The following is a 22278-nucleotide window of genomic DNA, read 5'->3' as shown; positions in this document are numbered from 1 at the left end:
TCAATTCGCGCCTGGGCAGGAACGCGTCAAGGGTGAGGTGCCGCGAACCGGGGTTCGCGCCCTCCCGGCATGCGGTTTGCTCGATTTGCTCGTGAAATCGGGGTCATCGCCGAGGACGGACGAGGTGGCCCGGGCGTTGCTCTCCTGCGTGAGAGCGCGTGGGGGCGCGCGGGTGCGCGCGGACGTGCGGGGGCCGTGGCAGATCCGGTGGGCTCGGAGCAATGCCTTGCCGGCGGCGGGGAAGCGCCCCAAGCAGTGCGGCCCATGATCTTCGGCGCGCACGAGCCCGTTGCTGGCGGCCTTCACCGCGCGATCGCGCTGGCGGGGGAGGACCGCTGTGAGGCGGTGCAGATCTTCACCAAGGTCTCGGGCCAGTGGCGGGAGCCGGCGCTGAGCGCGGAGCAGATCGCCGCGTTTCGCGCCGCGCGCGCGGCCTGGGCCGGCGCGGGCCGGACGCTCGCCCACGCGAGCTACCTCATCAACCTGTGCGCTGACGACGCCGCGATCCTCGAGCGCTCGCGGGAAGCGCTGTTCCAGGAGCTCGCGCGGTGCGACGCGCTCGGGATCGACTTCGTGGTGTTCCATCCGGGCGCGCACCGCAGCCTCGGCGAGGAGGCCGGCCTCGACCGCATCGGCGAGAGCCTGTCGATCGTGCTCTCTCGCGGGAAGGGGCTCCGCGCGCAGCTGTGCATCGAGAACACGGCCGGGCAGGGGTCGACCCTCGGCGACCGTGTCGATCAGATCGCCGCGATGATCGAGCGCGCCGGGCCGGAGGGGTCGCGGCTCGGGGTCTGCATCGACACGCAGCACGCCTTCGCGGCGGGGCACGACCTCCGGAGCGAGGCCGGCTACGAGCGGTTCTGGAGCGACTTCGGCCGGCTACTCGGGCTGGATCGGCTGCGGTGCATGCACGTGAACGACTCGAAGGCGGGGCTCGGCCAGCGGGTCGATCGGCACGAGCGCGTCGGCGACGGGGAGATGGGGCTCGCGCCGTTCTGGCGCCTCGCGAACGACGCGCGCCTCGCGCGCGTGCCGGCGGTGATCGAGCTGCCGCCGCTCGCGAAGGACCGGCGCGGCTACCTGGAGGAGATCGCGCGGCTGCGCGCCCTCGAGGGCGCGGCGGAGCCGGTCACCCCGCCCGGTGCGGCACCCGGACGCCCTTCTCCTCCGCCACGCGGCACGCCGTCTCGTAGCCCGCGTCGGCGTGCCGGATGATCCCCATCCCCGGATCGATGGTGAGCACCCGCTCGAGCCTCTGCCGAGCGGCCTCGGTGCCGTCGGCGACGATCACCATCCCGGCGTGCAGCGAGTTGCCGATCCCGACGCCGCCGCCGTGGTGGAAGCTCACCCACGACGCGCCGCCCGCGGTGTTCGCGAGCGCGTTGAGGATCGCCCAGTCGGCGATCGCGTCGGAGCCGTCCTTCATCGCCTCCGTCTCCCGGAACGGCGACGCGACCGACCCGCAGTCGAGGTGGTCGCGCCCGATCACGATCGGCGCCTTCACCCGGCCGGCGCGGACGAGCTCGTTGAAGGCGAGCCCGACCTTCGCGCGATCGCCGTAGCCGAGCCAGCAGATCCGCGACGGGAGCCCCTGGAACGCGATCTTCTGCTCCGCGAGCTCGATCCAGCGGCGGAGATCGGCGTCGCCCGGGACCGCCTCGAGCACCGCGCGGTCGGTGGCGAGGATGTCCTCGGGATCGCCCGAGAGCGCGACCCACCGGAACGGGCCCTTGCCCTGGCAGAACAGCTCGCGCACGTACGCCGGCACGAAGCCGGGGATCGCGAACGCGTCCTCGGCGCCTGCCTCCATCGCGCAGGTGCGGATGTTGTTGCCGTAGTCGAAGACCTCGGCCCCGCGCCGCTGCATCGCGAGCATCGCCTCGACCTCCATGCGCATCCCCGCCTTCGCGCGCGCGACGTACTCCCCGGGATCGCGGGCGCGGAGCTCCGCCGCCTGCTCGAGCGAGAGCCCCGGCGGGACGTAGCCGACGAGCGGATCGTGCGCCGCGGTCTGCTCGGTGACGAGGTCAGGGGTGACGCCGCGGCGCACGAGCTCCGGGTAGACGTCGGCGGCGTTGCCGCAGAGGGCGATCGAGCGCGGCGTTCCGCGCTGGACGCTCTCGAGGACGGCGTCGAGGGCGCGGTCGAGATCGTCGATGCGCTCGTCGACGTAGCGGGTGCGGAGCCGCTTCTCGATGCGCGCCGGGTCGATCTCGACGCCGAGGCAGGCCATGCCCGCCATGGTCGCGGCGAGCGGCTGCGCGCCGCCCATGCCGCCGAGCCCCGCGGTGAGCACCCAGCGCCCGCCGCCCGGGGCGCGCGCCGCGTGCGCCTTGCGCGCGGCGACGAACGTCTCGTAGGTGCCCTGAACGATCCCCTGCGAGCCGATGTAGATCCAGGAGCCCGCGGTCATCTGCCCGTACATGGTCAGGCCGAGCGCCTCGAGCCGGCGGAACTCGTCCCACGTCGCCCACCGGCCCACGAGGTTCGAGTTCGCGAGGAGCACGCGGGGGGCGTCCGGGTGCGTGCGGAAGCGGCCCACCGCCTTGCCCGACTGCACGAGGAGCGTCTCGTCGTCCGCGAGCTCCCGGAGCTCGCGGACGATCACGTCGAACGCCTCCCACGATCGCGCCGCCTTCCCGGTGCCGCCGTAAACGACGAGATCGTCGGGGCGCTCCGCGACGTCCGGATCGAGGTTGTTGTGGAGCATCCGGAGCGCGGCCTCCTGGATCCACCCCTTGCAGCTCCGCTCGCTTCCCCGCGGCGCGCGCACCACCCGGGCCCCCTGCTCTCCGGTCGTCATGCTGTCGTGTACTCCACCCGGTCCGGATCGACCAGAAGGCGCGCCGTCCGCCGCGCCGCGCGGCGAGGCGAGGCGCACGCCGCCGCGCGACGCGAGCCTGCTCGATCCTCTCCGGGGCAGCCGGCTTCGTCCGAACCGGAGTATGCTTGCTCGGGGCGCGCGCAGCGCCCGTGTGTCCGGGAGAATCCATGATCTCGACGATCCGTTCGGCCCTTGCGCGTTGTCCGGTCCGGGCCCTCCAGCTCGCAGCCCTGGCGCTCACCCTCGCGACCACGGGGTGCGACAAGGTCGGGTGCTTCGAGTGGACCGAGATCGAAGGGCAATGCCCCTCCCAGGACGAGGCGCTCGCCTATTTCGGAAGCGACTCGTGCGGCGGCGAGGTCGAGTCGGTCGACAGCGAGGCCGAGTACGACGGCGATTACTGCTGCTACGACATCACAAAGCGCGACGAGTACGGGGGCACCTGCACCTCGCCTGGCGGGCGCATCTCGCCGCCGCCGCCCGCCCCGTCTCCGCCGAACTGAGCCGGCGCGCCGGACACCCCGCGCCTGCGCATCGCGGGCCTCGCGTAGGGCGCCGCCTCCGCCCTGGTTCATCGAGCCAGAGCTCGTCCAGCGCGTTCCTGTCGAGCTCCTCTAGAGCTCGTCCAGCGCGTTCCTGTCGAGCTCCTGGAGCGCCGCGAGATCCCGCGCTGCAAGCTCCTCCACATCGCCGGGAGCCTCGCGCGGGTAGGCCAGCGTGAGCTCGCCGTCGTGGACGTAAAGGTGCTGGCTGTCGATGCACCCGTGCGCGCCTCCGGCCGCGTGGAGCGCCGCGATGGCCTCGCCGAGGCGCGCACGCTGAGCCTTGGTCAGCGCGCGTGCCTCGTCGGCGAGCGCGCGGCCCTGGGGCAGCGCCACCCAGACCTCGCCGTTCGCGAGATCGACCCGGAGGACGGACGTCAAGGCCGCGTGGCCGGCGCGCGCGAAGGCTCGGGCCCGGGCGAAGGTCGCGTCGTCGAGCTGCAGCACGAGGACGTCGCGATCGAGCCAGGCGTCGTGCCAGCGCCCCTCCGTGTCCCGGCCGTCGCCGACCTCCAGGGTCGCCGCGAGCCGGGCCGCCGTCGCGGGCGGCGCGTCGCTCGATCGGGGCCGGCCGCTCCCGCGTGACCGCCGCGGTCGCGGGCGCTCTGGCCAGGCCATCGCGGTGATCGCGCGCCGCGCCTCGAACGCGTCGGCCGGCCGCGCGGCGGGGTCCTCCGCGAGCAGCGCCGCCACGGCCGCGTCGTGGGCCGCCGTGAGGTCCGGATGGACCTCGCTCGGCGCGGGATCGAGCTGCCCGCGCACGGCGGGGGCGGGCGGCTCTCCGGTGAGCAGCTCGGCGAGCACCGCGCCGACGCCGTACAGATCGCTCGCCAGCGTCGCCGGTCGGCCCATCCGCTGCTCAGGCGACATGTACGCGAACGTCCCGATCGCGCCCGCCGTGGCGGTGGACGAGAGATCCCCGAGGTGCGCCGCGCCGAAATCCGCGAGGTGAGCCGTCCCGATCTCGTCGAAGAGCACGTTGCTCGGCTTCACGTCGCGGTGGAGGATGCCGAGGCGGTGCGCCTCGCCGAGCGCGGACAGGAGCGCGCCCGCGATCTCGACGGCGCGCGCGGGCGTGACCGGATCCCCCCGCAGCCGCTCGATCAGGGACCCGCCCGTCATCCAGGCGAGCACCATCGCCGGCCCTTCGGGGTGGTACGCGCGGAGCGCGACGACGTTCGGGTGCCGGAGCTGGGCGAGGGCGCGCGCCTCGCGCTCGAACCGGAGGAGCGCGTCGCGGCCCGCTCCGAACGCCGCGCCCGCGAAGATCTTCACGGCGACGCGCTCCGCCGTGATCCGGTCGCGCGCCTCCACCACGCGCGCGTGGGGCGTGGCCGTGACCTCGCGCAGGGTCTCGTAGCGCCCGAAGAGGAGCGGCCCGACGGGCGCGGGGCCCGCGGGGGGAGGTCCCGCGGCGGCGCTGCCGGGAGCGGCGCCTCGCGACGAGAGCGCCTCCTGGCCTGGCGGATCGAGCCGGGCGAGCTCCTCGCGGACGGTCCGCGCGGCGTCCTCGAGCCCGAGCTCGCTCAGGCAGCGGCCGAGCAACGGCAGCGCGCGCGCCCGCTCGGCGGCGGCGGGCGGCAGCTGCTGGAGCGCCCGCACGGCGGCCTCGGTGCGGCCGTGGCGCGCGAGCAGCTCGCCCAGCGCGAGCCACGCCGCCGCGTCGCCCGGGCGGCGGCGGAGCGCGGCCTCGAGCACCCGCGCGCCGTCGGCGGGGCGGCCGGCGAGCTCGAAGCTCTCGGCGGCGCGGCACGCGTCGTGGGCCGCGGTGAACGCCTCCGCGGCCGCCGCGTGAGCGCCGAGCGCCGCGAACAGCGCGCCCGCGTGGCGCGAGAACCCGCGCGCCGCTAGGTCGGCGGCGGCGCGCAGCGCGGTGTCCCGGGGCGACGTGGCGGCGATCCGCTCGAGCGCCTCGCGCGCGAGCGCCTCGTCGCCGCCGAGCGCGGCCATCAGCGCCGCGCGGGCCGGGTCCTCGGCTGCCAGCGCCTCCCGGGCCGCGCCGGCGAAGTCGCAGACGCGCTCGAGCAGCTCGGAGGCGCCCGCGTGATCGCCGGCCGCCGCCAGGAGCGCGGCGCCGCGATCGCGCTGCCCGATCGCGGCGAGCTCGGCCGCGCGACGTCGCAGATCCTCGTACGCCACGCCGATGTCGGTCGGAGCGCCGTCAGCGCGCGGCGATGCGCGCTCGGCCGTTCACGGAGAGGTCGAAGCGCACCTCGCCGAGGTCGATCCCCGAGGTGTTGATCGGCACCTGCCGCGTCCGGTGCACGGCGAGCGTCGCGTTCGCCGGCAGAGGCCCGAGCGTCGAGGGATCCAGCAAGGAGCCCGGGATCACGCCCCGCCCGGTGTCCTTGAACGCGCACCGCACGGTCGCGCCGTGCGCCGAGGTCACGTCGACGTAGATGACGTCCCGCGCCCGGCCGGCCTCGCCGCTCTCGCCTGCGCGCCACTGCACGACCGCGCCGACCCCTGCGTCGAGATCGACGCCGTCGGCCAGCTCGGCGTCGCCGATGCGCACCTCCTCGGGACCCGCGGGGGCATCGGCCTCGAACGCGAACCGGTCGAGCTGCCCCGAGCCGGAGCTCTCGAACACGTACCGCGCTGGCGCAGGCAGATCGCTGGTGGCGTCGCGCGACGTGTAGAACACGCCGAAGACCAGGGCGCCCACGTCCGGGAACGCGCGGGCGGCGAGCGGCATCTCGGTGCTCTCGGTCTTCATCGTCACGTCGCCCGCGTCGAGGAGCTCGATGGGGCTGAGCGAGCTGAAGCTGCTCGCCTCGTCGTCGGCGGCGGGCGAGAGGACCATGCAGCTGCCGGCGGAGGGGAGGACGAACGGCTTCCCGACGGCCCCCTCGGCGAGCTCGGGATCCATCGCGGACGAGAGCCGCATGAACTTCGCCAGCACGTTCGTGACCGCCCCCGTACCCTCGGCGCCCGCGCTCGGAAGCGCGGCCTCGTCGAGCTCACCGGGGGCTGCGGTCGCGGCGGCGTCCCGGCTCAGGTTGATCGCGCGCTCGACGCGCACGACCCCCTGGGTGACCACGCCGTTGGCCTCCGTCGCGTCGCCCGCAACAGGCGCCGAACAGCCGACGAGAGCCGCACCTGCGAGCAGGCATGAAGTGGCGAGGGCGCCGTGGGGACGCATAGATCCGAGTCTAAGACGGGTCCTCCGGCCGGGCAAGCGCCTGTGCTTGCCACCGAAAATGGCAGGGAATCCGTCTAATTACGTTTTGCTACGTTTTGTTGCGCTTTGCCGCGGCTTCTCGCGCTTCGTTACGTTTGGTTACGTCTGGGAACGCTCTGAACGCGGCGTTCGCCGACGTTGCAACGTCGTTGCGTTTGTTTCGACCGTGTCAGAAAGTGACCGTGAGGCCGCCGCCCGGGGCGATGGTGCCCTGATCGATCGCGACCGGATCGCCGGCGATCTCGCCCTCGGCGTGGTGGTAGGTCGCGGTGGCCTCGATCGCGACGTGCACATGGCGGAACCCCGCGCGGACGCCCAGCACGAACCCGAGCTGGAGATGCTGGCCCGACGCATCGACGAGCGGTCCTCGGAGCGCCGCTCCGGCGGCGGGCAGCCGCACCGCGCCGCCGAGGAGCTCGAAGCCGAGCCGGGGACCGAACCAGAGCGCGTAGAGATCCGCGTCCGACCGGAAGCCGAGCAGGAGAGGGACGTCGAGCCCTGCGCCGTGGACGTCGATCCCCTCTGCGCTGGGGCCCGGCCCGCCCGCGAGCAGGGCCGAGGCGCCGAGGCCGATCGACAGGGCCGCGTCGCCGAGCGGGAATGCGTGGCGCCCGTCGAGCCGGATGGCTCGCCCCGTGTACGTCAGCCCCGCTTCGTTCTCGCCCTCGATCCCGACGCGGGCGCTGGCCCAGGGCGCGACGCCCGGCGACACGGTGATCTCGGAGAGCTTTCGCCGCGCGGCGCCCTCCGCCGCCGCCGCCGGGCCTGTGGCGCTCGCCCCTTCGTCCGCCGCTCCGGCGACGACCATGTCACCCGACAGGCCGCCGCCGAGGCGCACGGCGCCGGGACGGAGGACGTGGGCCGGGTGGAGCAGCGGACCGCTGCCATGGCAGCCCGCGCAGGCACCCGCGAGGACCACTGCGGCCCAGCGCCGGATCACGGTGTGACCCGGGCGCCGCATTGAACCGACGATGCCGGCGGAGGCATGGGAAGCGCGGCCGGAGAGGCGACGCGATGGTGCGCGAAGAGGCGCGCTACTTGCGGAAGCGCGAGGGGTAATCGTTGGCAGCGGCCCGCTTCTTCAGCTCCCCGTCGTCGGGGTGCAGCCGGACGGCGCGCGCGATGAGGACTTCCTCGGTCTCCACGATCTGCGGGTTGGGCAGGCAGCACTCGACCGGGCACACGGCCTGGCACGCTTCGTGATCATAGAAGCCGACGCACTCGGTGCAGAGCTCCGGATCGATCACATAGATCTCGTCGCCCTCGCTGATGGCTTCGTTCGGGCATTCCGGCTCGCAGGCGCCGCAGTTGATGCAGTCTTCGGTGATGTAAGTCGCCATGGCCTTCGCTTCGTTCTCCGGGGTCACCCCGGTCCGCTCGTTTGTAGAGGCCTGACCGCAAGGTGTCAATTCGGGCGGAAGCCAGCGCCGGTTCCGGGACGGCGTCGTGGGCGTCGTGGGCCTGCGCTTGCGCGCGGGCGCCCCTGCCGGTACTAAGCGGCCTCCTCGATGCTCCGCCTCACCGAGCCCGCCCTCCTGCTCGCCTTCCTTGGCGCATCCTCGCTGCTCGCCGGATGTGGCCCCCAGATCGGCGATCCGTGCACCTCGTCGCTCGATTGCGTGCAGGCAGAGCAGCAGCTCCTCTGCGATGGGACGCAGCCTGGCGGCTACTGCACGGTCTTCAACTGCGAGCCGGACAGCTGCTCCGGGAGCAGCGTCTGTGTCGCGTTCAACCCGGTGATCGATCCGGCGTGCAGCGAGCTCGAGAACGTCCGCTGGCCGCGCTTCGAGCGCACGTTCTGCATGGCCACCTGCGATGAGGACGACGACTGCCGCAGCGGCTACTCGTGCGTCGCGCTGGGCAACATCCAGGGTGCTGCAGCGATAGCGCCGGGCGAGCGCAACGCCGCGATCGTCGACGCCAGGCCGGACGGCTCGAGGGCGTGCCTGCCGAACCCGCCGTCTGCGTCGAGCGTCGCCAGCGAGCCGCCGGGCGGCATCGAGAGCGAGCCCGGGGTGTGCAGGGCTGCTCCTGAACAGACGGAGGAATGGCCCCCCTACACTCCGGATGCCTCGGGCGCAGGAGGCGCTGGCGGCGCTGGAGGGTCGGGTGGTGCGGGAGGCGCCGGCGGCTCGGGAGGCGAAGGCGGCTCGGGCGGCGAAGGCGGCTCGGGCGGCGCTGGCGGCGAAGGTGGCGGTTCGGGTGGCGCTGGCGGCTCGGGCGGCGGCTGAGCGCCGCTCGGTGCGGCCCGGCTTTGCGCATCGACCGTGCTAGCGTTGGCCGCGTGTTCGGACCGGCCCCCGCGAAGAGAACGCTCGAGGCTGCGCTGCGCGACGTCGCTTCGCAGAAGCCCGCCGTGCGCGCGGAGGCCGTGAGCGACCTCGTCCCGTATGCCGCGACGGCACGGGAGCAGGTCGTGCGCGCCATCGAGGGCGCGCTCCGCGTCGATGAGCACGCGGCGGTCCGCGCGGCGGCGGCCATCGCCCTCGCCGACACGAAGGCCGTCGAGGCGCTCCCGGCCCTGCTCCTCGCCGTCGAGGACGTGGATCCCTACGTCCGGCAGATGGCGATCACGGCGCTCGGTGAAATCGGCGACATGCGGGCCACGGGCCGGCTCCGGCGCGCCCTCTCGGACGAGCGGCCCGAGGTGCGGTTCCAGGCGGTGATCGCGTTCCCGCGCGTCTGCGCCCAGCAGGCCGACGCGATCGAGGCCATCATGCAGGCCACCCACGACGACGATCCGCTCGTCTGCCACATCGCGCTGCGGATGTTCGAGGAGCTGGGGGAGTCCAGCGGCGAGCTGCCTCCGCTGGGCATGGAGCGGGCCCGCGCGCTGCTCGGCCACGCGTCCCCGCTCGTCCGGGCAGCGGCGGCGGTCGTCACCGCGCGCTTCGGCGATCCGGTGGGCCACCCCGTGCTCGCCGAGATCGTGGGAGGAAAGCTCCACGGCGTCGATCACGAGGACGAGGCCGCGGCCATCGAGCTCTGCGGCGAGCTCGGCCTCGCTGCTTCGCGGAGCGCCCTGGAGCGGCGCGCGTTCGGGCTCAGGCTCGGCTTCGGCCGCGATCCGCTGCGCTGGCACGCGCGCGTCGCGCTCGCGCGGATGGGCCACGAGCGGGCCATCCGCGACATCCTCAGCGAGCTCGGCGCGTGGGACCGCCACAAGCGCACGCTCGCCGTCGCGGCCGCCGGTCGCGCCCGCCTCTCGGCCGCCCGCCCCGCGATCGCGGCGATGCGGGGAGACGAGAGGAAGGCCGATCAGGGGGCCGTCGAGGAGGCGCTCGCCGTCCTCGCTGCCGAGGTGGATGCATGAACGATGAAGCCCAGTTCAGCGAGGCGGACCTCGCCCCGAGCCCCGAAGAGCGCGCCGCGTCGCGCCGCTCCCTCATCGATCGCGTGGCGGCGAGCGTGGCCGCGCTCGCGGCGGGGGCCTGGGTCGGCGGCATCGTGGCGCTGGGCGCCTGCGCTGCCCCGTTCGTCTTCCGACTCGCCCCGGCCCCCTTCTCCGGTGACGCGATGAGCGCGGCGTTCGCGCGCTTCGATCAATTCGCGCTCGGCGCCGCGGTGATCCTCCTCGGCGCCGAGGTGGCGCGCACCTGGGCCGCGTACCGCCTGGGCGCCGGCCGCGCGGCGCGCGTGCGCCGGGTCGTCGCCATGGTGCTGGCCGGGTGCGCCGCGTACGTCGGTCTGGCGCTCACCCCCCGCATCGCGGCGCTCCACCGCGAGGGCGTCCGGCGCGGCGAGGGGGATCTCGGCATGGAGCTCGAGCGCGTCCACCGCCGCGCCGAGCTCGTGAGCAAGTCGGAGGTGTTCCTCGGGGCGAGCCTGGTCCTCTTGCACGTCTTCACGCTCGGCGCGCGCCGCCCCGAGCAGGACGACGACGAGGAAGCGGCCGCCCCGCTGCCGCCCGGCCCGCGGTGAGGACGCCGCGCATCGCGCCCACGACACGGAGGGATCCGATGCCGCGTGACAACAAGCTCTATAGCGGCTTCGTCAACCACGATTACATCCTCACCTTCTCGATCGCCGACGAGGCGAACCGGTCGCGCCTCGTCGCGCTCTGCGCCGGACCGTGGCAGGGCGACGAGGTCACGCCCGACACGTGGGAAGTGTCCAACACGCTGAGCCCCGATCAGATGGAGCGCGCCATCCTCGATCTGATGGGCGACGCGGACCGCGCCGCTTACTACTACCTCTCGGACAGCAAGCGGATGTTCCGCGTCCTGCTCGGCTGAGCTCGTGCGCGAGCGACGTGAGCCGCTTCGCTCCGGCGCGCCGCGGGGGCGGGAGGGGCGTCTCCGCGGGCCGAAGGGGCCGCGAGCGCCGTCATTTCGCGGTATGGTCCGGTCATGAGCGAGCTGGAAGCCACGCCGCCCGGCGCCTCCGCGAGGTCCGCCGCCGACGCCCCTCCACCTCACGCGCCCACGTCCCGACCAGGGGAGGGGGCCGACGAGGGCTTGCTCAGCGTCCTCCGGGACGATGGATCCCTGGATCCCGCGACCGACCCCTGCCTGAGCGACGCGCTGCTGCTGCGCGCGTACCGCGAAATCAAGCGCCTCAGGCTGCTCGACGCGCGCATGCTCCTGCTCCAGCGGCAGGGGCGGGTCGGCTTCTACGGCGCGTGCACCGGCCAGGAGGCGACGCCGATCGCCACGGCGCTCGCGGTCGAGCCCACGGACTGGATCTTCCCCGCGCTGCGCGAGAGCGTGATGATGCTGGTGCGCGGCTTCCCGCTCCGCACCTATGTGGCGCAGGTGTTCGGCAACTCGGGCGACCTCCTCCAAGGGCGCCAGATGCCGTCGCACATGAGCGGGCGGCAGGTGAACCAGGTGTCCTGGTCGAGCTGCATCGGCCCGCAGCTCCCGCAGGCGGTCGGCGCCGCGTGGGCCGCCAAGCTGCGGCGCGACAGCACCGTGGTCGTGGGGTTCATGGGCGACGGCGCGACGAGCGAGCCCGATTTCCACAGCGCGATGAACTTCGCGGCCGTCTTCAAGGCGCCGTGCGTCATGATCTGCCAGAACAACCACTGGGCCATCAGCGTGCCCACGGACCGGCAGACGGCCTCGAGGACGATCGCCGTCAAGGGGCGCGCCTACGGCGTGCCGTCGGTGCGGGTCGACGGCAACGACGTCATCGCCGTCTACCGCGCCGTCTCCGAGGCGGTCGCGCGGGCTCGTGGCGGCGGCGGCCCCAGCTTCATCGAGGCGCTCACCTACCGCGTCGGCGCGCACTCCTCGAGCGACGACCCGAGCCGCTACCGGTCGCAGGAGGAGGTCGATCGCTGGACGCAGCGCGACCCGCTGCTGCGCCTCGGGCGCCACCTCGCCGGCCGCGGGCTCCTCGACGACGCGGCGGAGTCCTCCCTCGAGGCGGAGCTCAACGCCGAGATCGCCGCCGCCGTCGCCGAGGTCGAGGCGATGGGCCCGCCTGCCCGAGAGACGCTGTTCGACGACGTCTACGCGGAGCTGCCCTGGCACCTGCGCGACCAGCGCGCAGAGCTCCTGCGCTCCCCGAAAGCGCCGCCGCACGGCGGCGGGCGCTGACCTCGGGGAGGGATTTCCCCTCGCTGCGAGGTCGTGTAAGCCCCGGGCACCCAGGGACGGCTCGCGTTTGCGGGCGCGGCCTCAGGGCTGTCGGCGAGGGGCTTGCCTGACGAACCCCGGCGCCCCTAGTTCCAGTCTCCGAAGCGCACAAAAGGACAAGGATGAAGACCTACGACGCAATCGTGATCGGAGCCGGCCCCGGCGGTTACCCCTGCGCCATCCGGCTCGCTCAGCTCAAGCTGAAGGTGCTCTGCATCGAGAAGGAGAACGTCGGCGGCGTCTGCCTCAACTGGGGGTGTATCCCCTCCAAGGCGTTGATCTCCGCCGCCCACCTCTACGAGAAGTCGCAGGCCGGCGCCGCGATGGGCATCAAGGTCAGCGGCGTCGAGCTCGACGCCAACAAGATGCAGGACTGGAAGGAAGGCATCGTCAAGAAGCTCACCGGCGGCGTCGGATCGCTGCTCAAGGGCAACGGCGCCGACGTCGTGAACGGCACCGCCACGGTCGTGGGGCCGAAGCGCGTGGACGTGACGCGGGCGGACGGCTCGGTGGAGCAGTTCGAGGCGACCAAGGCGATCGTGATCGCGACCGGCTCGACGACCATCGAGATCCCGACGTTCAAGTTCGACGGCGACACGATCATCGGCGCGAAGGAGGCGGTCAGCCTGCGCCGCGTCCCGAAGCGGCTGATGGTGATCGGCGGCGGCGTCATCGGCCTCGAGCTCGGCATGGTCTACCAGGCGTTCGGCGCCGAGCTCATCGTCGTCGAGGCGCTGCCGGAGCTGCTCACGGGCGTCGACCCCGACTGCACCAAGATCGTCGAGCGCAAGATCCTGAAGCGCGGAGGAACGATCCACAAGAACGCCAAGGCGCTCGGGTACGAGAAGCAGAAGGACGGCTCGGTCGGGGTGAAGATCCAGACCGACGGCAAGGAGCAGACGATCGTCGTCGACACCGTGCTCGTCGCCGTCGGCATGCGGCCGAGCAGCAAGGGGCTCGGCCTCGAGAAGGTCGGCGTGACGGTCGATCAGCGCGGGTTCGTCCCCACGGACAAGTTCTGCCGGACCAACGTGCCGTCGATCTACGCCATCGGCGACGTCAGCGGGCCGCCCCTGCTCGCGCACAAGGCGACGAAGGAGGGCGAGATCGCCGCCGAGGTCATCGCGGGGCACAAGGCCGAGAAGGACTGGGTCGCGATTCCGGGCGCGATCTTCACCGATCCGGAGATCGCCACGGTGGGGCTCACCGAGGCGGAGGCGAAGGCGAAGGGCCTCGAGGTCAGCATCGGCAAGTTCCCGTTCTCGGTGCTCGGCAAGGCCATGGCCATGAACGAGACCGAGGGCTTCGTGAAGATCGTCGCCGACAAGAAGACGAAGCAGGTGCTCGGCGTCCACATCGTCGGGCCGGAGGCCAGCACCATGATCAGCGAGGCGTCCCTCTCGCTCGAGATGGCGGCCTTCCTCGAGGATCTCTCGCTCACGATCCACCCCCACCCGACCCTCGGCGAGTCGCTGATGGAAGCCGCCGCCCACGCCATGGGCGCGGCGATCCACATCGCCAATCGCTGACCCGCCCGCTCTCGATCATCACCAGCCTGCGCCGTCGACGAAACCATCGAGTCGACGGCGCGGGCCACCGCCCTCATCAATCGCGCATGAAATGGCACGTGTACCCGGCCGGGTATTTTTCCAGGTACTTCTGGTGGTACTCCTCGGCCCGCGTGAACGGCCCGGCCTCCACGATCTCGGTGACGAGCGGGGCGCGCCACTTGCCGCTCTTGTCGACGCGCGCCTTCACCTCCTCGGCGATGCGGCGCTGCTCGGGCGTCGTGACGAAGATCGCTGAGCGGTACTGCGTCCCGACGTCGTTGCCCTGGCGGTTCGGCGTCGTCGGATCGTGCATGCGGAAGAACCACCTCTCGAGCAGCTCGGCATAGGACAGCTTCGCGGGATCGAAGACGATGCGCACCGACTCGGCGTGGCCCGTCGATCCGGTCTTCACGTCCTGATAGGTCGGCGCCTTCGTCCGGCCGCCGGCATAACCGACCTCCGTCTCGAGGACACCGGGGATCTGCCGGAGGAGCTCTTCCATCCCCCAGAAGCAGCCGCCCGCCAGGACGGCCGTCTCCAGCGTCGTCTGGCACCCAGGCGCCTCTCCCGGCGCCGGGACGGCGCAGGCGTTCGCGCTCGCTTGCTGCCGAGGCGCGCCGCCGCGGCCCTCGAACAGCGCCCGATAGGCGCCGTAACCCTCCGCCTCGAGGCGAGCCAGCGGGATGAACCGGAGGGACGCCGAGTTGATGCAATAGCGCAGCCCGTCGGGCCCGGGCCCGTCCTCGAAGACGTGCCCGAGGTGCGAGTTGCCGGCCTTGGAGCGCACCTCCGTTCGGACCATCCCGTGGCCCCTGTCCGAGCGCTCCACGACCCGCTCCGGCTCGACGGGGCGCGTGAAGCTCGGCCAGCCGGTGCCCGAGTCGAACTTGTCGAGCGACGTGAAGAGCGGCTCGCCGCTCGCGACATCCACGTAGAGGCCCGCCTCGTGGTTGTCCCAGAAGGCGTTGCGGAACGGCGGCTCGGTCGCGTCGCGCTGGGTGACCTCGTATGCGAGCGGCGTGAGCTGCTTGCGCAGCTCCTCATCCGACGGTTTGCGATAGCTTCTGTCCGACATCGTCACAGCCTCCTTGGACCCCGGAATCACCTTGCTCGCCCTCCCTGCATCGCCGGCGCGAAAGCACGCGAACACGGCGGCGCACGCAATGAGGACGAGCGCGAAGAGAAGACCAGCAGCGCGGAGCCGTTTCATCATCCACCTGGCCTGTCGAGGGTAGCGCACCTAACCCTCCTACGCCCCGCGGCGCCGCTGGTTTCGCCCGGCGAGCGCGGCCCGCTCGGCGCCGGCCTCGGCGCTACGGGCCGCCGCTCTCGAGCGAGGCGTCGCTCTCGCCGGCGCTCTCGCCGGCGCCCCGCTCGAAGCACTCGGCGGGGATCTCGCGCGCGCGGCGGACGAGGCGGGTCGCCCCGATGAACGCCGACGTGACCGGATCGTAGTAGCCGCTCGCCCCGTGCAGGCCCGGGACCGCGCGCTGGTAATGGCGCGCGACCCGCTCCATGAGCGCCTCGCGGACGTACTTGCCCACCATCGACGCCATCGCGACGCACAGATCCGAGGCGTCGCTATCGCGGACGAACGCGATCTCGCCGAGGCCAGGGAAGCGGTAGGCGCTGCGGGCGCGGCCCTCCTCGAGCACGGCGTGCATCCTCCCCGCGAGCGGGCCGAACACGGAGCCGTACTTGCCGAAGCCGCCGACCTTTCCGCACACCGCGAAGACCTCGGCGCCAGCGAGGCCGCGGAGCTCCAGGACGAGGCGCTCCATCGCGTGGAGATCGAGCACGAACCTGTTCTTCCCGGCGCGCGCTCCGTCGTTCATCCGCTTCGCGCAGAGCAGCACCGAGCGCACGGCGACGACCTCGACCCCCTTCTCCGAGAGCTTGTCGAGGTCCTTGCCGATCGCGCCGAGCAGCTCGTCGGACGCGGTGAACGCCTCGCCCTCCGCCGACCAGCACTGCTCCTCGACGTGGCCCGGGCAGAGCGCGCGGAGCGCGGGGCGATCCTCGAGCGCGACGGCGTGGAGCAGCTCGTCCACCGACGACGCGCCGCTGGCCGTCCCCGCGCGGCCGCAGCCGCGCGCGACCAGCGCGCGAGCCCAGGCCTCGCCGAGCGAGACATCCCCGTGCGCCACGAGCTGCTTCGAGTCGCCGAGCCGCTGGGCGAGGGCGCCGCGAGGGGCGCGGCCGGCGACCTGCCAGCCCGCCTCCGTGACGCGCGCGAGGACCGCCGTCACCACCATCGGGCCGAGCCGCGGGCCCAGCCCGTTCTCATCGACGCCGATGCGGTAGCGGACGGAGGGCTCGGCGGACGTCATGCCGGCCCCTCTGCCACACCATGGCGCCCGCGTCATCGCGAGGATCTCCGACAGGCCGCCCGCCGTCCCGCTCGGGATCACTTGCCGGTTCGGTCGCAAAATTCTCAAACTTTCGCGAGCTCATGCGCGATCCACGCGCGCCGCGCGCACCTTTTCCCCGGCTCTCACCGGGGGCGCCGCTATAGTCGACGCCTCATGCGCATCCTCCCCGTGCCCTGCCTCAGCGACAACTACGCGTACCTCGTGGCCGCGGACGGGCGGCGCGAGGCGATCGTCATCGATCCCTCGGAGGCCCAGCCGATCATCGCGGCGCTCGAGCGCGAGAAGCTCAGTCTGGTCGCCATCGTCAACACCCACCACCACCACGATCACGTCGGTGGCAACGAGGCGCTCCGCGAGCGTTACGGCGACCTCCCGGTCTATGCGCACTCGAGCGACGTCGGGCGCGTTCCGGCGCAGACGGAGCGGGTCGAGGAGGGCACGCCGGTCCAGGTCGCCGGCCTCACGCTCCAGCCGTTGCACGTCCCCGGCCACACGCTCGGCGCCGTCTCGTATTGCGTCGAGGACGTTGTGTTCACCGGAGACACGCTCTTCATCGCCGGATGTGGCCGCATGTTCGAGGGGACGCCGGAGGTGATGCACGCCTCGCTCTCCAAGCTCGCCGCGCTCCCGGCGCACACGCGCGTCTTCTGCGGTCACGAGTACACCGTGAACAACCTGCGTTTCGCCGAGGCGGTCGAGCCCGAGAACGAGGCTGTCCGCAAGAAGCTCGCGGCCGCCCGCGCGGCCCGGGAGCGCGGCGAGCCCACGGTCGGGAGCACGATGGCCGACGAGCTCGCGACGAACCCCTTCCTGCGCTGTGGCGAGCCGAGTTTGAGGGCGCGCTTCCCGGGGGCCGCGCCGTCCGACGTGTTCGCCGCCGTGCGTCGCGCGAAGGACGATTACCGCTGACTTTCGGCGTCGCGCGCGGCCGTATTCCGCTCGCGCCCGCCGTCCGATTTCTATACGACTAGGCCCATGGACTCCCGCGCTCCCATCTTCGGGTTCAACGACGCGCGCGACGAGATCGTGCGCACCGTGGTCGACCGGGTCGTCGGCTCCACGAGGGATCCGCTGCTCGCCATGAACGAGGCGGCGTATCAGGAGTCGAAGCGGCTCGAGGGGTCGCGGAAGCCGCAGGACATCCGCGAGCTCGCCGAGTGGCAGCGGCTCGCCCGCTCGCTCGGCCGCATGCACGACGCCGAGCGCCGCCGCCGCCTGCGGGAGCTGTCGGAGGAGTACGCGTGGGACATCGCGGGGAACTTCGACCGGCGCGTCTACCAGCTGTCGTCGCGGCTCCTGCCGCCGGTCGTGAGCGCGCTGCTCGCGCCGCGGAAGCTCATGACCGTGGTCCGCGACCCGCTCAAGCTCGTCAGCCTCGAGCTCCTGGCCGACCGGGTGCTCGTGGAGGGTCCGCTCGCGAAGCTCCGCTCGCTCGTGCAGCGCGGCACGGCCGTCTACGTCCCGACCCACATGTCGAACATGGACTCGATCGTGTTCGGCTATGCCCTCGAGCGCGCCGGCCTGCCGCCCGCCACGTACGGCGCCGGCAAGAACCTGTTCACGAACCCGGTCCTCTCGTTCTTCATGCACAACCTCGGCGCCTACCGCGTCGACCGGCGCATCCGGCACAACCTCTACAAGGACGTGCTGAAGACGTACTCGGGCGTGCTCCTGGAGCGCGGCTACCACTCGCTGTTCTTCCCGGGGGGCACGCGGTCCCGCTCGGGCGGCGTGGAGCGGAAGCTCAAGCTGGGCCTGGTCGGCAGCGCGTTCGAGGCCTACACGCGGACGCTGCAGAGCGGCCGCGAGCGCCGCGTCTTCTTCGTCCCGGCCACGATCAATTACCTCATCACGCTCGAGGCCGAGACGCTGATCGCCGATTTCCTCTCCGAGGCCGGCAAGGGCCGCTTCATCATCGAGGACGACGAGTCGAGCCGCATCGGCCGGATCGCCTCGTTCCTGCGCAAGCTCCTCGCGATGAACGCCGCGGTGGTCATCCGCTTCTCCGAGCCGCTCGACCCGTTCGGCAACCGGGTCGACGAGCTGGGCCGCTCGTTCGACGCCCGCGGTCGCGAGGTCGATCCGGCGAGCTACGTGAAGGATCAGCGCGGCAAGGCGGTCATCGACGCGGCGCGCGACGCCCAGTACGCGCGCGAGCTCGGCGAGGAGATCTGCCGGGCGTACGCGCGCGACACGGTCGTGATGGCGACCCACGTCGTCGCGGCGGCGAGCTTCGCCCGGCTCCGCAGCCAGGCGCCCGCCGCGGATCTCTTCACGGTGCTCCGGCAGCGCGACGTGCTCACGGTGCCGCGCGACGACCTCGCGGCCGACGTGGTGGCGCTCTGCGATCGGCTGCGCGCGCTCGAGCAGCGGGGGTGCATCGTGCTGGGGGAGGACGTCCGGCTCGGCTCGGGCGGGGACATCGTCGAGCGCGCGCTGCGCTCCTTCGCGGGCTACCACTCGTCGCCGGTGCTCGACTCGCGGCCCGACGGCATCGCGATCTGCGACACCAACCTGCTCTTCTACTACCAGAACCGCCTCGCCGCCCACGGGATGGCGTGGGACGTCATCGCCCCGCCCGGCGTCCCTTCCGGCCTGCAGGTCCAGCCGCCGCTCCCGCCGCTCGAGCCCGTCTCGTCGCCGCCGCCCTTGGAGGAGCCGCGGGGCTCGGCCTCGTCCGCTTCGTCGTCGTCGTCCCGCGCGGGCGAGGCGGACGCGCACGTGGGCTCGATGAACGGCGCCGGGGGTGGCCAGTGAGCGCCCCGGGGAGCGCGCTTCCGGCGCCTTCGGTGGGGGTCATCGGCGGCGGTTTCTGGGGCGTGGCGCTGGCGCTCGCGGCCAGCCGCACCGGCGCGGAGGTCCTCCTGTACTCCCGCCGCGAGCAGCCGCAGATCAAAGGCGGCCCGCGGATCGTGCGGGACCACGCGGAGGTCGCCCGGGCGCGGCTGCTCGTGATCGCTGTGCCGTCGAACGCGGCGCGGACGGCGCTGCGCGCGCTCGGCGATCACATGGACGGCTCGCACCTCGTGATCCACGGCGTGCGCGGCCTCGAGGGTGAGGCGCTGAAGACCGTCTCGGACCTGGTGCGCGAGGAGACCCCGGCGCGCCGGGTGGGCGCGCTGGGCGGCCCCGTGCAGGAGGACGAGCTCCGGGAGGGCCGCCCCTCGGCGATGGTGTGCGGCTCGCGCTTCCCGGAGGTCCACGCCGCGGTGACCGCGGCGTTCCAGTCCCAGGCGCTCCACGTCTACACGACGCCGGATCTCCAGGGCCTGGAGTGGGCGTCGGCGCTGGTCGGCTGCCTCGCCGTCGGCGTCGGCTTCGCCGAGCAGGCGGGCGCGGGGCCGGGGTTGCTCGCCGCGCTGATCTCGAGGGCGGTCGACAGCGCGGCCCGCGTCGCCGCCGCGGCGGGCGCGGAGGAGCGGACGATGCTGGGGCTCGGCGGCTACGGCGACCTGCTCGCCTCGATCCGGCTCGAGGGCCGCCCCGAGGTGGTGCTCGGCAAGGCGCTCGCGCGCGGGCGGACGCTCGACGAGGCGGTCGCGGAGGCCAGGCTGCGGGTGGAGGCGATCCCGCTGATCCCGCGCGTCGTGGCGTTCGCGAAGGCTCGGAAGGTGGATGCGGGGGTGTTCGAGGCGCTCGAGGCGACCCTGAAGGGCGGCGCGCCGAGGGCGGTGCTCGATCGGATGTTCGCGGCGTGAGGCATGGCGACGGCAGCGCGCTCACTCGTTCGCGAGCGCGAGGACGGCCTGGGCCACGCCGGTGACGACCTTGGCAGCGCGCGTGTAGTCGAGCGTATCCGGCGTGTCCTTGTCGGTGTGGTAACGCCGGTTGCGCAGAAACGCTGTGTCCGTGATCATGACCGCTGGATAACCCGCTTCCCAGTAGCTCCGGTGGTCGGACCAGTCCACGCCCTGAACGAGCGCCGGAGCGCTCAGGGAATAGGCGGGCAGATCGGTCGCGCCGCGCATCGCTCCCTTGACGGTGCGAACGAGCGAGAGCCCTTCCAGGTTGCCGATCACGGCCACGAAGTTCCCCTTCGTGGGATAGAGCATGGATAGCGGCGCCAGCGGGAACGCCTGGCTATCTTCCTGGTCGGTGAAATACCCGATCATCTCCAGGCTGATCATCGCCCGGACCTTCACGCCTGCTGCTTGCATCGCATTCGCGTGCTGGGCGCTGCCCATGTGCGCAGACCGGAAATAGGGCGGCTCCTCCAGCGTGAACGCCACGAGCTCGACGTCGCCGCGGAGGGGCGCCCGGCCGAGCATCCGCCCCAGCTCGAGCAGCCCTGCCACGCCGCTCGCGTTGTCGTCGGCGCCGGGCAAGTCGTCCGCCGCGTCGTAGTGGGCTCCGACCACGACGCGCGTCGACGAGTCCGGGCCGAACCGGGCGAGCACGTTGCGGTACGTCCGCCCCTCGACATCGTACAGCTGCTCGGTCACGCGTCCTCCGGCGGCCCTGAGCTCGTCGCGGAGGTACGCCGCCGCGCGATCCAGCTGAGCGATCTGCCGGTAGCCCCGCGGGCGGAACTCCTCCACGAGCATCCGAACGTCGCGCTCCACGCGAGCGGAGTCCGCGAAGAGCGCCGGAGCTGGCGGCGGGAGCGCCGCCACGAGGGGCTGGCTGACGCAGGCTCCGATGGCCGCGAGGCCGGAGAGGAGCAGCGCCGCGGCGGCCGTGGCCCACCGGCCGTAGCGGGGGCGAAGCCTTGTGATCGCGCGAGCGTCTTCCAGGGTCGTCGCTGCGCTCGTGGTCATCGAGAGGGCAGGACATCTGGCGGAGGTGCTCTGTTCCTGGCGCGGGCAGGAATCGACGGGCGATCCTCCGAGACGGCCGACCGCGATGAGCACGCCGCGGCCGTCCCTGGGCGCAGCGTCGCTGGGATCGCGCCGCGGGCGAGCTCGCCGGGGCCTGCGGGCGCCGGGGATCTCGGCGCCGAGCCGCGCGTCGCGGCCGGCCGCGCTGTCAGCCGCCGCCGTCTCGCTGGCTCGCGTTGATCGCCCCCGGAGCGGCGGGCGGCTCGACGCTGTCGCAGCAGCGGAATCCCGTGGAGTAGTCGTGATAGGTCGGCTCGTGGGCGATGGTGGTGAAGTAGCAGCCGGGGCCGAGCTCGCTTGTCGTGCTGAAGAAGCCGCCCATGAACACGCCGTTTCCCTCGTGCCACGGCTGATCGCGGCGCTCGACGCCTTCGGTGCTCATCCGCATGACGAGCTCGCCATCGACCATGTCGCCGACCCACTCGTGCAGGTTCCCGACCATGTCGTGGACGCCGAGCTCGCTGGCGCAGCCGGTGTGTTCGCCGCTCCTCGCGAGGAAGCCTGGTTTCTGGTCGAGGTCGGGGCTGTTGAAGTGTCGTTCGTAGCTCCACCCGCCCGGCGGGTGCTCGCCGAAGACCTCCCGCAGGAGGTGGGGTTTGCCGGTGTTGCACCGCCCGCGCTCGCCGCGCGGGCCGTAGGGGTAGCGGTGGGCGCCGTTGCCGCGGCAGGCGCGCTGCCATTCCCGCCGCGTGCAGAGGCGCTTGCCCGCGGCGACGCAGGCGGCCTTGGCCTCGACGCGGCTGATGTACGCCTGCGGAAAGACGCCGGCCGCGCTGCGGGCGAGGTACCGGACTCCCGGCTCGGGGCGCTTGAAGTGCGGGTGGACGGCGAGCTCTCCGCCGGCGTCGGTGATGAGGTGCGCCTCGTAGCGATCGATGCAGAAGCCGCTGACGAGGGCCATGTCGGGAGGGCAGGGGCCGGGCGGCGGGGCGGGAGGGGCGGGCGGCGGGGCGCCGGTCGAGCCGAGCGGGGGCGCCTCTGTGGGGAGGGCGCTCGGGCTGACGGTGATCGGCGTGGGATCGGGGGCTGAGGCGCCCGAGATGGCGGCGCCGGCGTGCCCGCTGCCGGCAGACGCTGGCGCCGTGAGCGCGGAAGCCGCGGCGGGAGCCGTCCCCTTAACGGCATCCGTCATGGCGGGGTCGCCGGCGGCGTCCGCTTTCTTCACGGGGCTGGCCCCGCCGTCGTTCGGAACGGAGCACGCGGTGAGCCCTACCAGTGCGGCGAGTAAGGCGGAGCCTGCGGGACGTGACGGGCGGTGTCGGGGCGACGCGGATCTCTTCGACAGGCGAGCCCGGAGGCGATCGCTGGGCGGCGCAGAAGGCACGAGGCGGAGTGTACACGCGTCCCGCGCGGCGGCGTGAGATCGCGGTGCGCCCTTCCCTCTTGCCCGCCAGCGCGGCCGCGTCGCTC

Annotated in this window: 20 protein-coding genes; 11 read left to right on the top strand and 9 right to left on the bottom strand. The window is 72.9% G+C overall.

Annotated features, from left to right (window positions below; all coding sequences use genetic code 11):
- Positions 1-264: 264 nt before the first annotated feature.
- The gene (locus tag WME97_RS43135) at positions 265-1215 is read left to right on the top strand and encodes a deoxyribonuclease IV (RefSeq protein ID WP_437546630.1); all 951 of its coding nucleotides are present in this window, start codon (positions 265-267) and stop codon (positions 1213-1215) included.
- Here the strand turns inward: WME97_RS43135 and hutU are convergent.
- On the bottom strand, positions 1130-2803 hold the full coding sequence (hutU, locus tag WME97_RS43130; protein WP_437546628.1) for a urocanate hydratase: 1674 nt from the start codon (positions 2801-2803) through the stop codon (positions 1130-1132). The two genes, WME97_RS43135 and hutU, sit on opposite strands and share 86 nt — an antisense overlap.
- Positions 2804-2991: 188 nt before the next feature.
- On the opposite strand from hutU, the gene WME97_RS43125 reads away from it, so the two are divergent.
- Entirely contained in the window at positions 2992-3327 is a 336-nt protein-coding gene (locus WME97_RS43125; RefSeq protein WP_437546627.1) for a hypothetical protein, read from the top strand.
- A gap of 111 nt (positions 3328-3438) precedes the next feature.
- Here the strand turns inward: WME97_RS43125 and WME97_RS43120 are convergent, their stop codons facing one another.
- From WME97_RS43120 to WME97_RS43105, 4 genes are all read right to left on the bottom strand, one after another.
- A complete protein-coding gene (locus WME97_RS43120; RefSeq protein ID WP_437546625.1) occupies positions 3439-5505 on the bottom strand; it encodes a protein kinase domain-containing protein in 2067 nt (688 codons plus the stop codon).
- Positions 5506-5527: 22 nt separating this feature from the next.
- Positions 5528-6508: a hypothetical protein gene (locus WME97_RS43115; protein ID WP_437546623.1), complete on the bottom strand. Its 981-nt coding sequence runs from the start codon at positions 6506-6508 to the stop codon at positions 5528-5530.
- Positions 6509-6716: 208 nt separating this feature from the next.
- Complete coding sequence (locus tag WME97_RS43110; protein WP_437546621.1) at positions 6717-7487, bottom strand: hypothetical protein; 771 nt, start codon at positions 7485-7487, stop codon at positions 6717-6719.
- Between the two features lie 94 nt (positions 7488-7581).
- Positions 7582-7887 carry a YfhL family 4Fe-4S dicluster ferredoxin gene (locus tag WME97_RS43105; RefSeq protein ID WP_012240614.1) on the bottom strand — a complete coding sequence of 102 codons (306 nt, stop codon included), beginning with the start codon at positions 7885-7887 and terminating at the stop codon, positions 7582-7584.
- A 168-nt stretch (positions 7888-8055) separates the two neighbouring features.
- Between WME97_RS43105 and WME97_RS43100 the strand changes: the two genes are divergently transcribed.
- From WME97_RS43100 to lpdA, 6 genes are all read left to right on the top strand, one after another.
- On the top strand, positions 8056-8778 hold the full coding sequence (locus WME97_RS43100) for a hypothetical protein (protein ID WP_437546619.1): 723 nt from the start codon (positions 8056-8058) through the stop codon (positions 8776-8778).
- Positions 8779-8831: 53 nt separating this feature from the next.
- Complete coding sequence (locus tag WME97_RS43095) at positions 8832-9860, top strand: HEAT repeat domain-containing protein (protein WP_437546617.1); 1029 nt, start codon at positions 8832-8834, stop codon at positions 9858-9860.
- Complete coding sequence (locus WME97_RS43090) at positions 9857-10468, top strand: DUF4149 domain-containing protein (protein ID WP_437546615.1); 612 nt, start codon at positions 9857-9859, stop codon at positions 10466-10468. Before WME97_RS43095 ends, WME97_RS43090 begins: the two co-directional genes overlap by 4 nt.
- Before the next feature lie 38 nt (positions 10469-10506).
- On the top strand, positions 10507-10782 hold the full coding sequence (locus tag WME97_RS43085) for a hypothetical protein (protein WP_012240611.1): 276 nt from the start codon (positions 10507-10509) through the stop codon (positions 10780-10782).
- A gap of 114 nt (positions 10783-10896) precedes the next feature.
- Complete coding sequence (locus WME97_RS43080) at positions 10897-12090, top strand: thiamine pyrophosphate-dependent dehydrogenase E1 component subunit alpha (protein ID WP_437546613.1); 1194 nt, start codon at positions 10897-10899, stop codon at positions 12088-12090.
- A gap of 161 nt (positions 12091-12251) precedes the next feature.
- Positions 12252-13658 carry a dihydrolipoyl dehydrogenase gene (lpdA, locus tag WME97_RS43075; protein WP_437546611.1) on the top strand — a complete coding sequence of 469 codons (1407 nt, stop codon included), beginning with the start codon at positions 12252-12254 and terminating at the stop codon, positions 13656-13658.
- A 76-nt stretch (positions 13659-13734) separates the two neighbouring features.
- Here the strand turns inward: lpdA and WME97_RS43070 are convergent, their stop codons facing one another.
- Both WME97_RS43070 and WME97_RS43065 read right to left on the bottom strand, forming a co-directional pair.
- On the bottom strand, positions 13735-14889 hold the full coding sequence (locus WME97_RS43070; RefSeq protein ID WP_437555606.1) for a bifunctional methionine sulfoxide reductase B/A protein: 1155 nt from the start codon (positions 14887-14889) through the stop codon (positions 13735-13737).
- A gap of 103 nt (positions 14890-14992) precedes the next feature.
- A complete protein-coding gene (locus WME97_RS43065) occupies positions 14993-16009 on the bottom strand; it encodes a hypothetical protein (protein ID WP_437546609.1) in 1017 nt (338 codons plus the stop codon).
- Positions 16010-16204: 195 nt separating this feature from the next.
- Between WME97_RS43065 and gloB the strand changes: the two genes are divergently transcribed.
- The 3 genes from gloB (at position 16205) to WME97_RS43050 (ending at position 19749) form a co-directional block, all read left to right on the top strand.
- Entirely contained in the window at positions 16205-16960 is a 756-nt protein-coding gene (gene gloB, locus WME97_RS43060; RefSeq protein ID WP_437546607.1) for a hydroxyacylglutathione hydrolase, read from the top strand.
- 66 nt (positions 16961-17026) lie between these two features.
- Entirely contained in the window at positions 17027-18808 is a 1782-nt protein-coding gene (locus WME97_RS43055) for a 1-acyl-sn-glycerol-3-phosphate acyltransferase (RefSeq protein WP_437546605.1), read from the top strand.
- Positions 18805-19749: an NAD(P)-binding domain-containing protein gene (locus WME97_RS43050; RefSeq protein ID WP_437546603.1), complete on the top strand. Its 945-nt coding sequence runs from the start codon at positions 18805-18807 to the stop codon at positions 19747-19749. The genes WME97_RS43055 and WME97_RS43050 overlap by 4 nt, the downstream gene beginning before the upstream one ends.
- Positions 19750-19770: 21 nt before the next feature.
- Here the strand turns inward: WME97_RS43050 and WME97_RS43045 are convergent, their stop codons facing one another.
- The gene (locus WME97_RS43045; RefSeq protein ID WP_437546601.1) at positions 19771-20808 is read right to left on the bottom strand and encodes a M28 family peptidase; all 1038 of its coding nucleotides are present in this window, start codon (positions 20806-20808) and stop codon (positions 19771-19773) included.
- A 208-nt stretch (positions 20809-21016) separates the two neighbouring features.
- On the bottom strand, positions 21017-22000 hold the full coding sequence (locus WME97_RS43040) for a formylglycine-generating enzyme family protein (protein ID WP_437546599.1): 984 nt from the start codon (positions 21998-22000) through the stop codon (positions 21017-21019).
- Between the last annotated feature and the right edge of the window lie 278 nt (positions 22001-22278).

This window comes from Sorangium sp. So ce367, assembly GCF_051520455.1.
Lineage (GTDB): Bacteria > Myxococcota_A > Polyangia > Polyangiales > Polyangiaceae > Sorangium > Sorangium cellulosum_B.
Note: the sequence above shows the minus strand (reverse complement) of the source record. Positions and strands in the feature narration are given on the sequence as shown.

Coding starts and splice junctions, on each gene's coding strand:
- WME97_RS43135 (WP_437546630.1), top strand. CDS start 265: ATGATCTTCGGCGCGCACGAGCCCGTTGCTGGCGGCCTTCACCGCGCG.
- hutU (WP_437546628.1), bottom strand. CDS start 2,803: ATGACGACCGGAGAGCAGGGGGCCCGGGTGGTGCGCGCGCCGCGGGGA.
- WME97_RS43125 (WP_437546627.1), top strand. CDS start 2,992: ATGATCTCGACGATCCGTTCGGCCCTTGCGCGTTGTCCGGTCCGGGCC.
- WME97_RS43115 (WP_437546623.1), bottom strand. CDS start 6,508: ATGCGTCCCCACGGCGCCCTCGCCACTTCATGCCTGCTCGCAGGTGCG.
- WME97_RS43105 (WP_012240614.1), bottom strand. CDS start 7,887: ATGGCGACTTACATCACCGAAGACTGCATCAACTGCGGCGCCTGCGAG.
- WME97_RS43100 (WP_437546619.1), top strand. CDS start 8,056: ATGCTCCGCCTCACCGAGCCCGCCCTCCTGCTCGCCTTCCTTGGCGCA.
- WME97_RS43090 (WP_437546615.1), top strand. CDS start 9,857: ATGAACGATGAAGCCCAGTTCAGCGAGGCGGACCTCGCCCCGAGCCCC.
- WME97_RS43085 (WP_012240611.1), top strand. CDS start 10,507: ATGCCGCGTGACAACAAGCTCTATAGCGGCTTCGTCAACCACGATTAC.
- WME97_RS43080 (WP_437546613.1), top strand. CDS start 10,897: ATGAGCGAGCTGGAAGCCACGCCGCCCGGCGCCTCCGCGAGGTCCGCC.
- lpdA (WP_437546611.1), top strand. CDS start 12,252: ATGAAGACCTACGACGCAATCGTGATCGGAGCCGGCCCCGGCGGTTAC.
- WME97_RS43070 (WP_437555606.1), bottom strand. CDS start 14,889: ATGAAACGGCTCCGCGCTGCTGGTCTTCTCTTCGCGCTCGTCCTCATT.
- WME97_RS43065 (WP_437546609.1), bottom strand. CDS start 16,009: ATGACGTCCGCCGAGCCCTCCGTCCGCTACCGCATCGGCGTCGATGAG.
- gloB (WP_437546607.1), top strand. CDS start 16,205: ATGCGCATCCTCCCCGTGCCCTGCCTCAGCGACAACTACGCGTACCTC.
- WME97_RS43055 (WP_437546605.1), top strand. CDS start 17,027: ATGGACTCCCGCGCTCCCATCTTCGGGTTCAACGACGCGCGCGACGAG.
- WME97_RS43045 (WP_437546601.1), bottom strand. CDS start 20,808: ATGACCACGAGCGCAGCGACGACCCTGGAAGACGCTCGCGCGATCACA.
- WME97_RS43040 (WP_437546599.1), bottom strand. CDS start 22,000: ATGACGGATGCCGTTAAGGGGACGGCTCCCGCCGCGGCTTCCGCGCTC.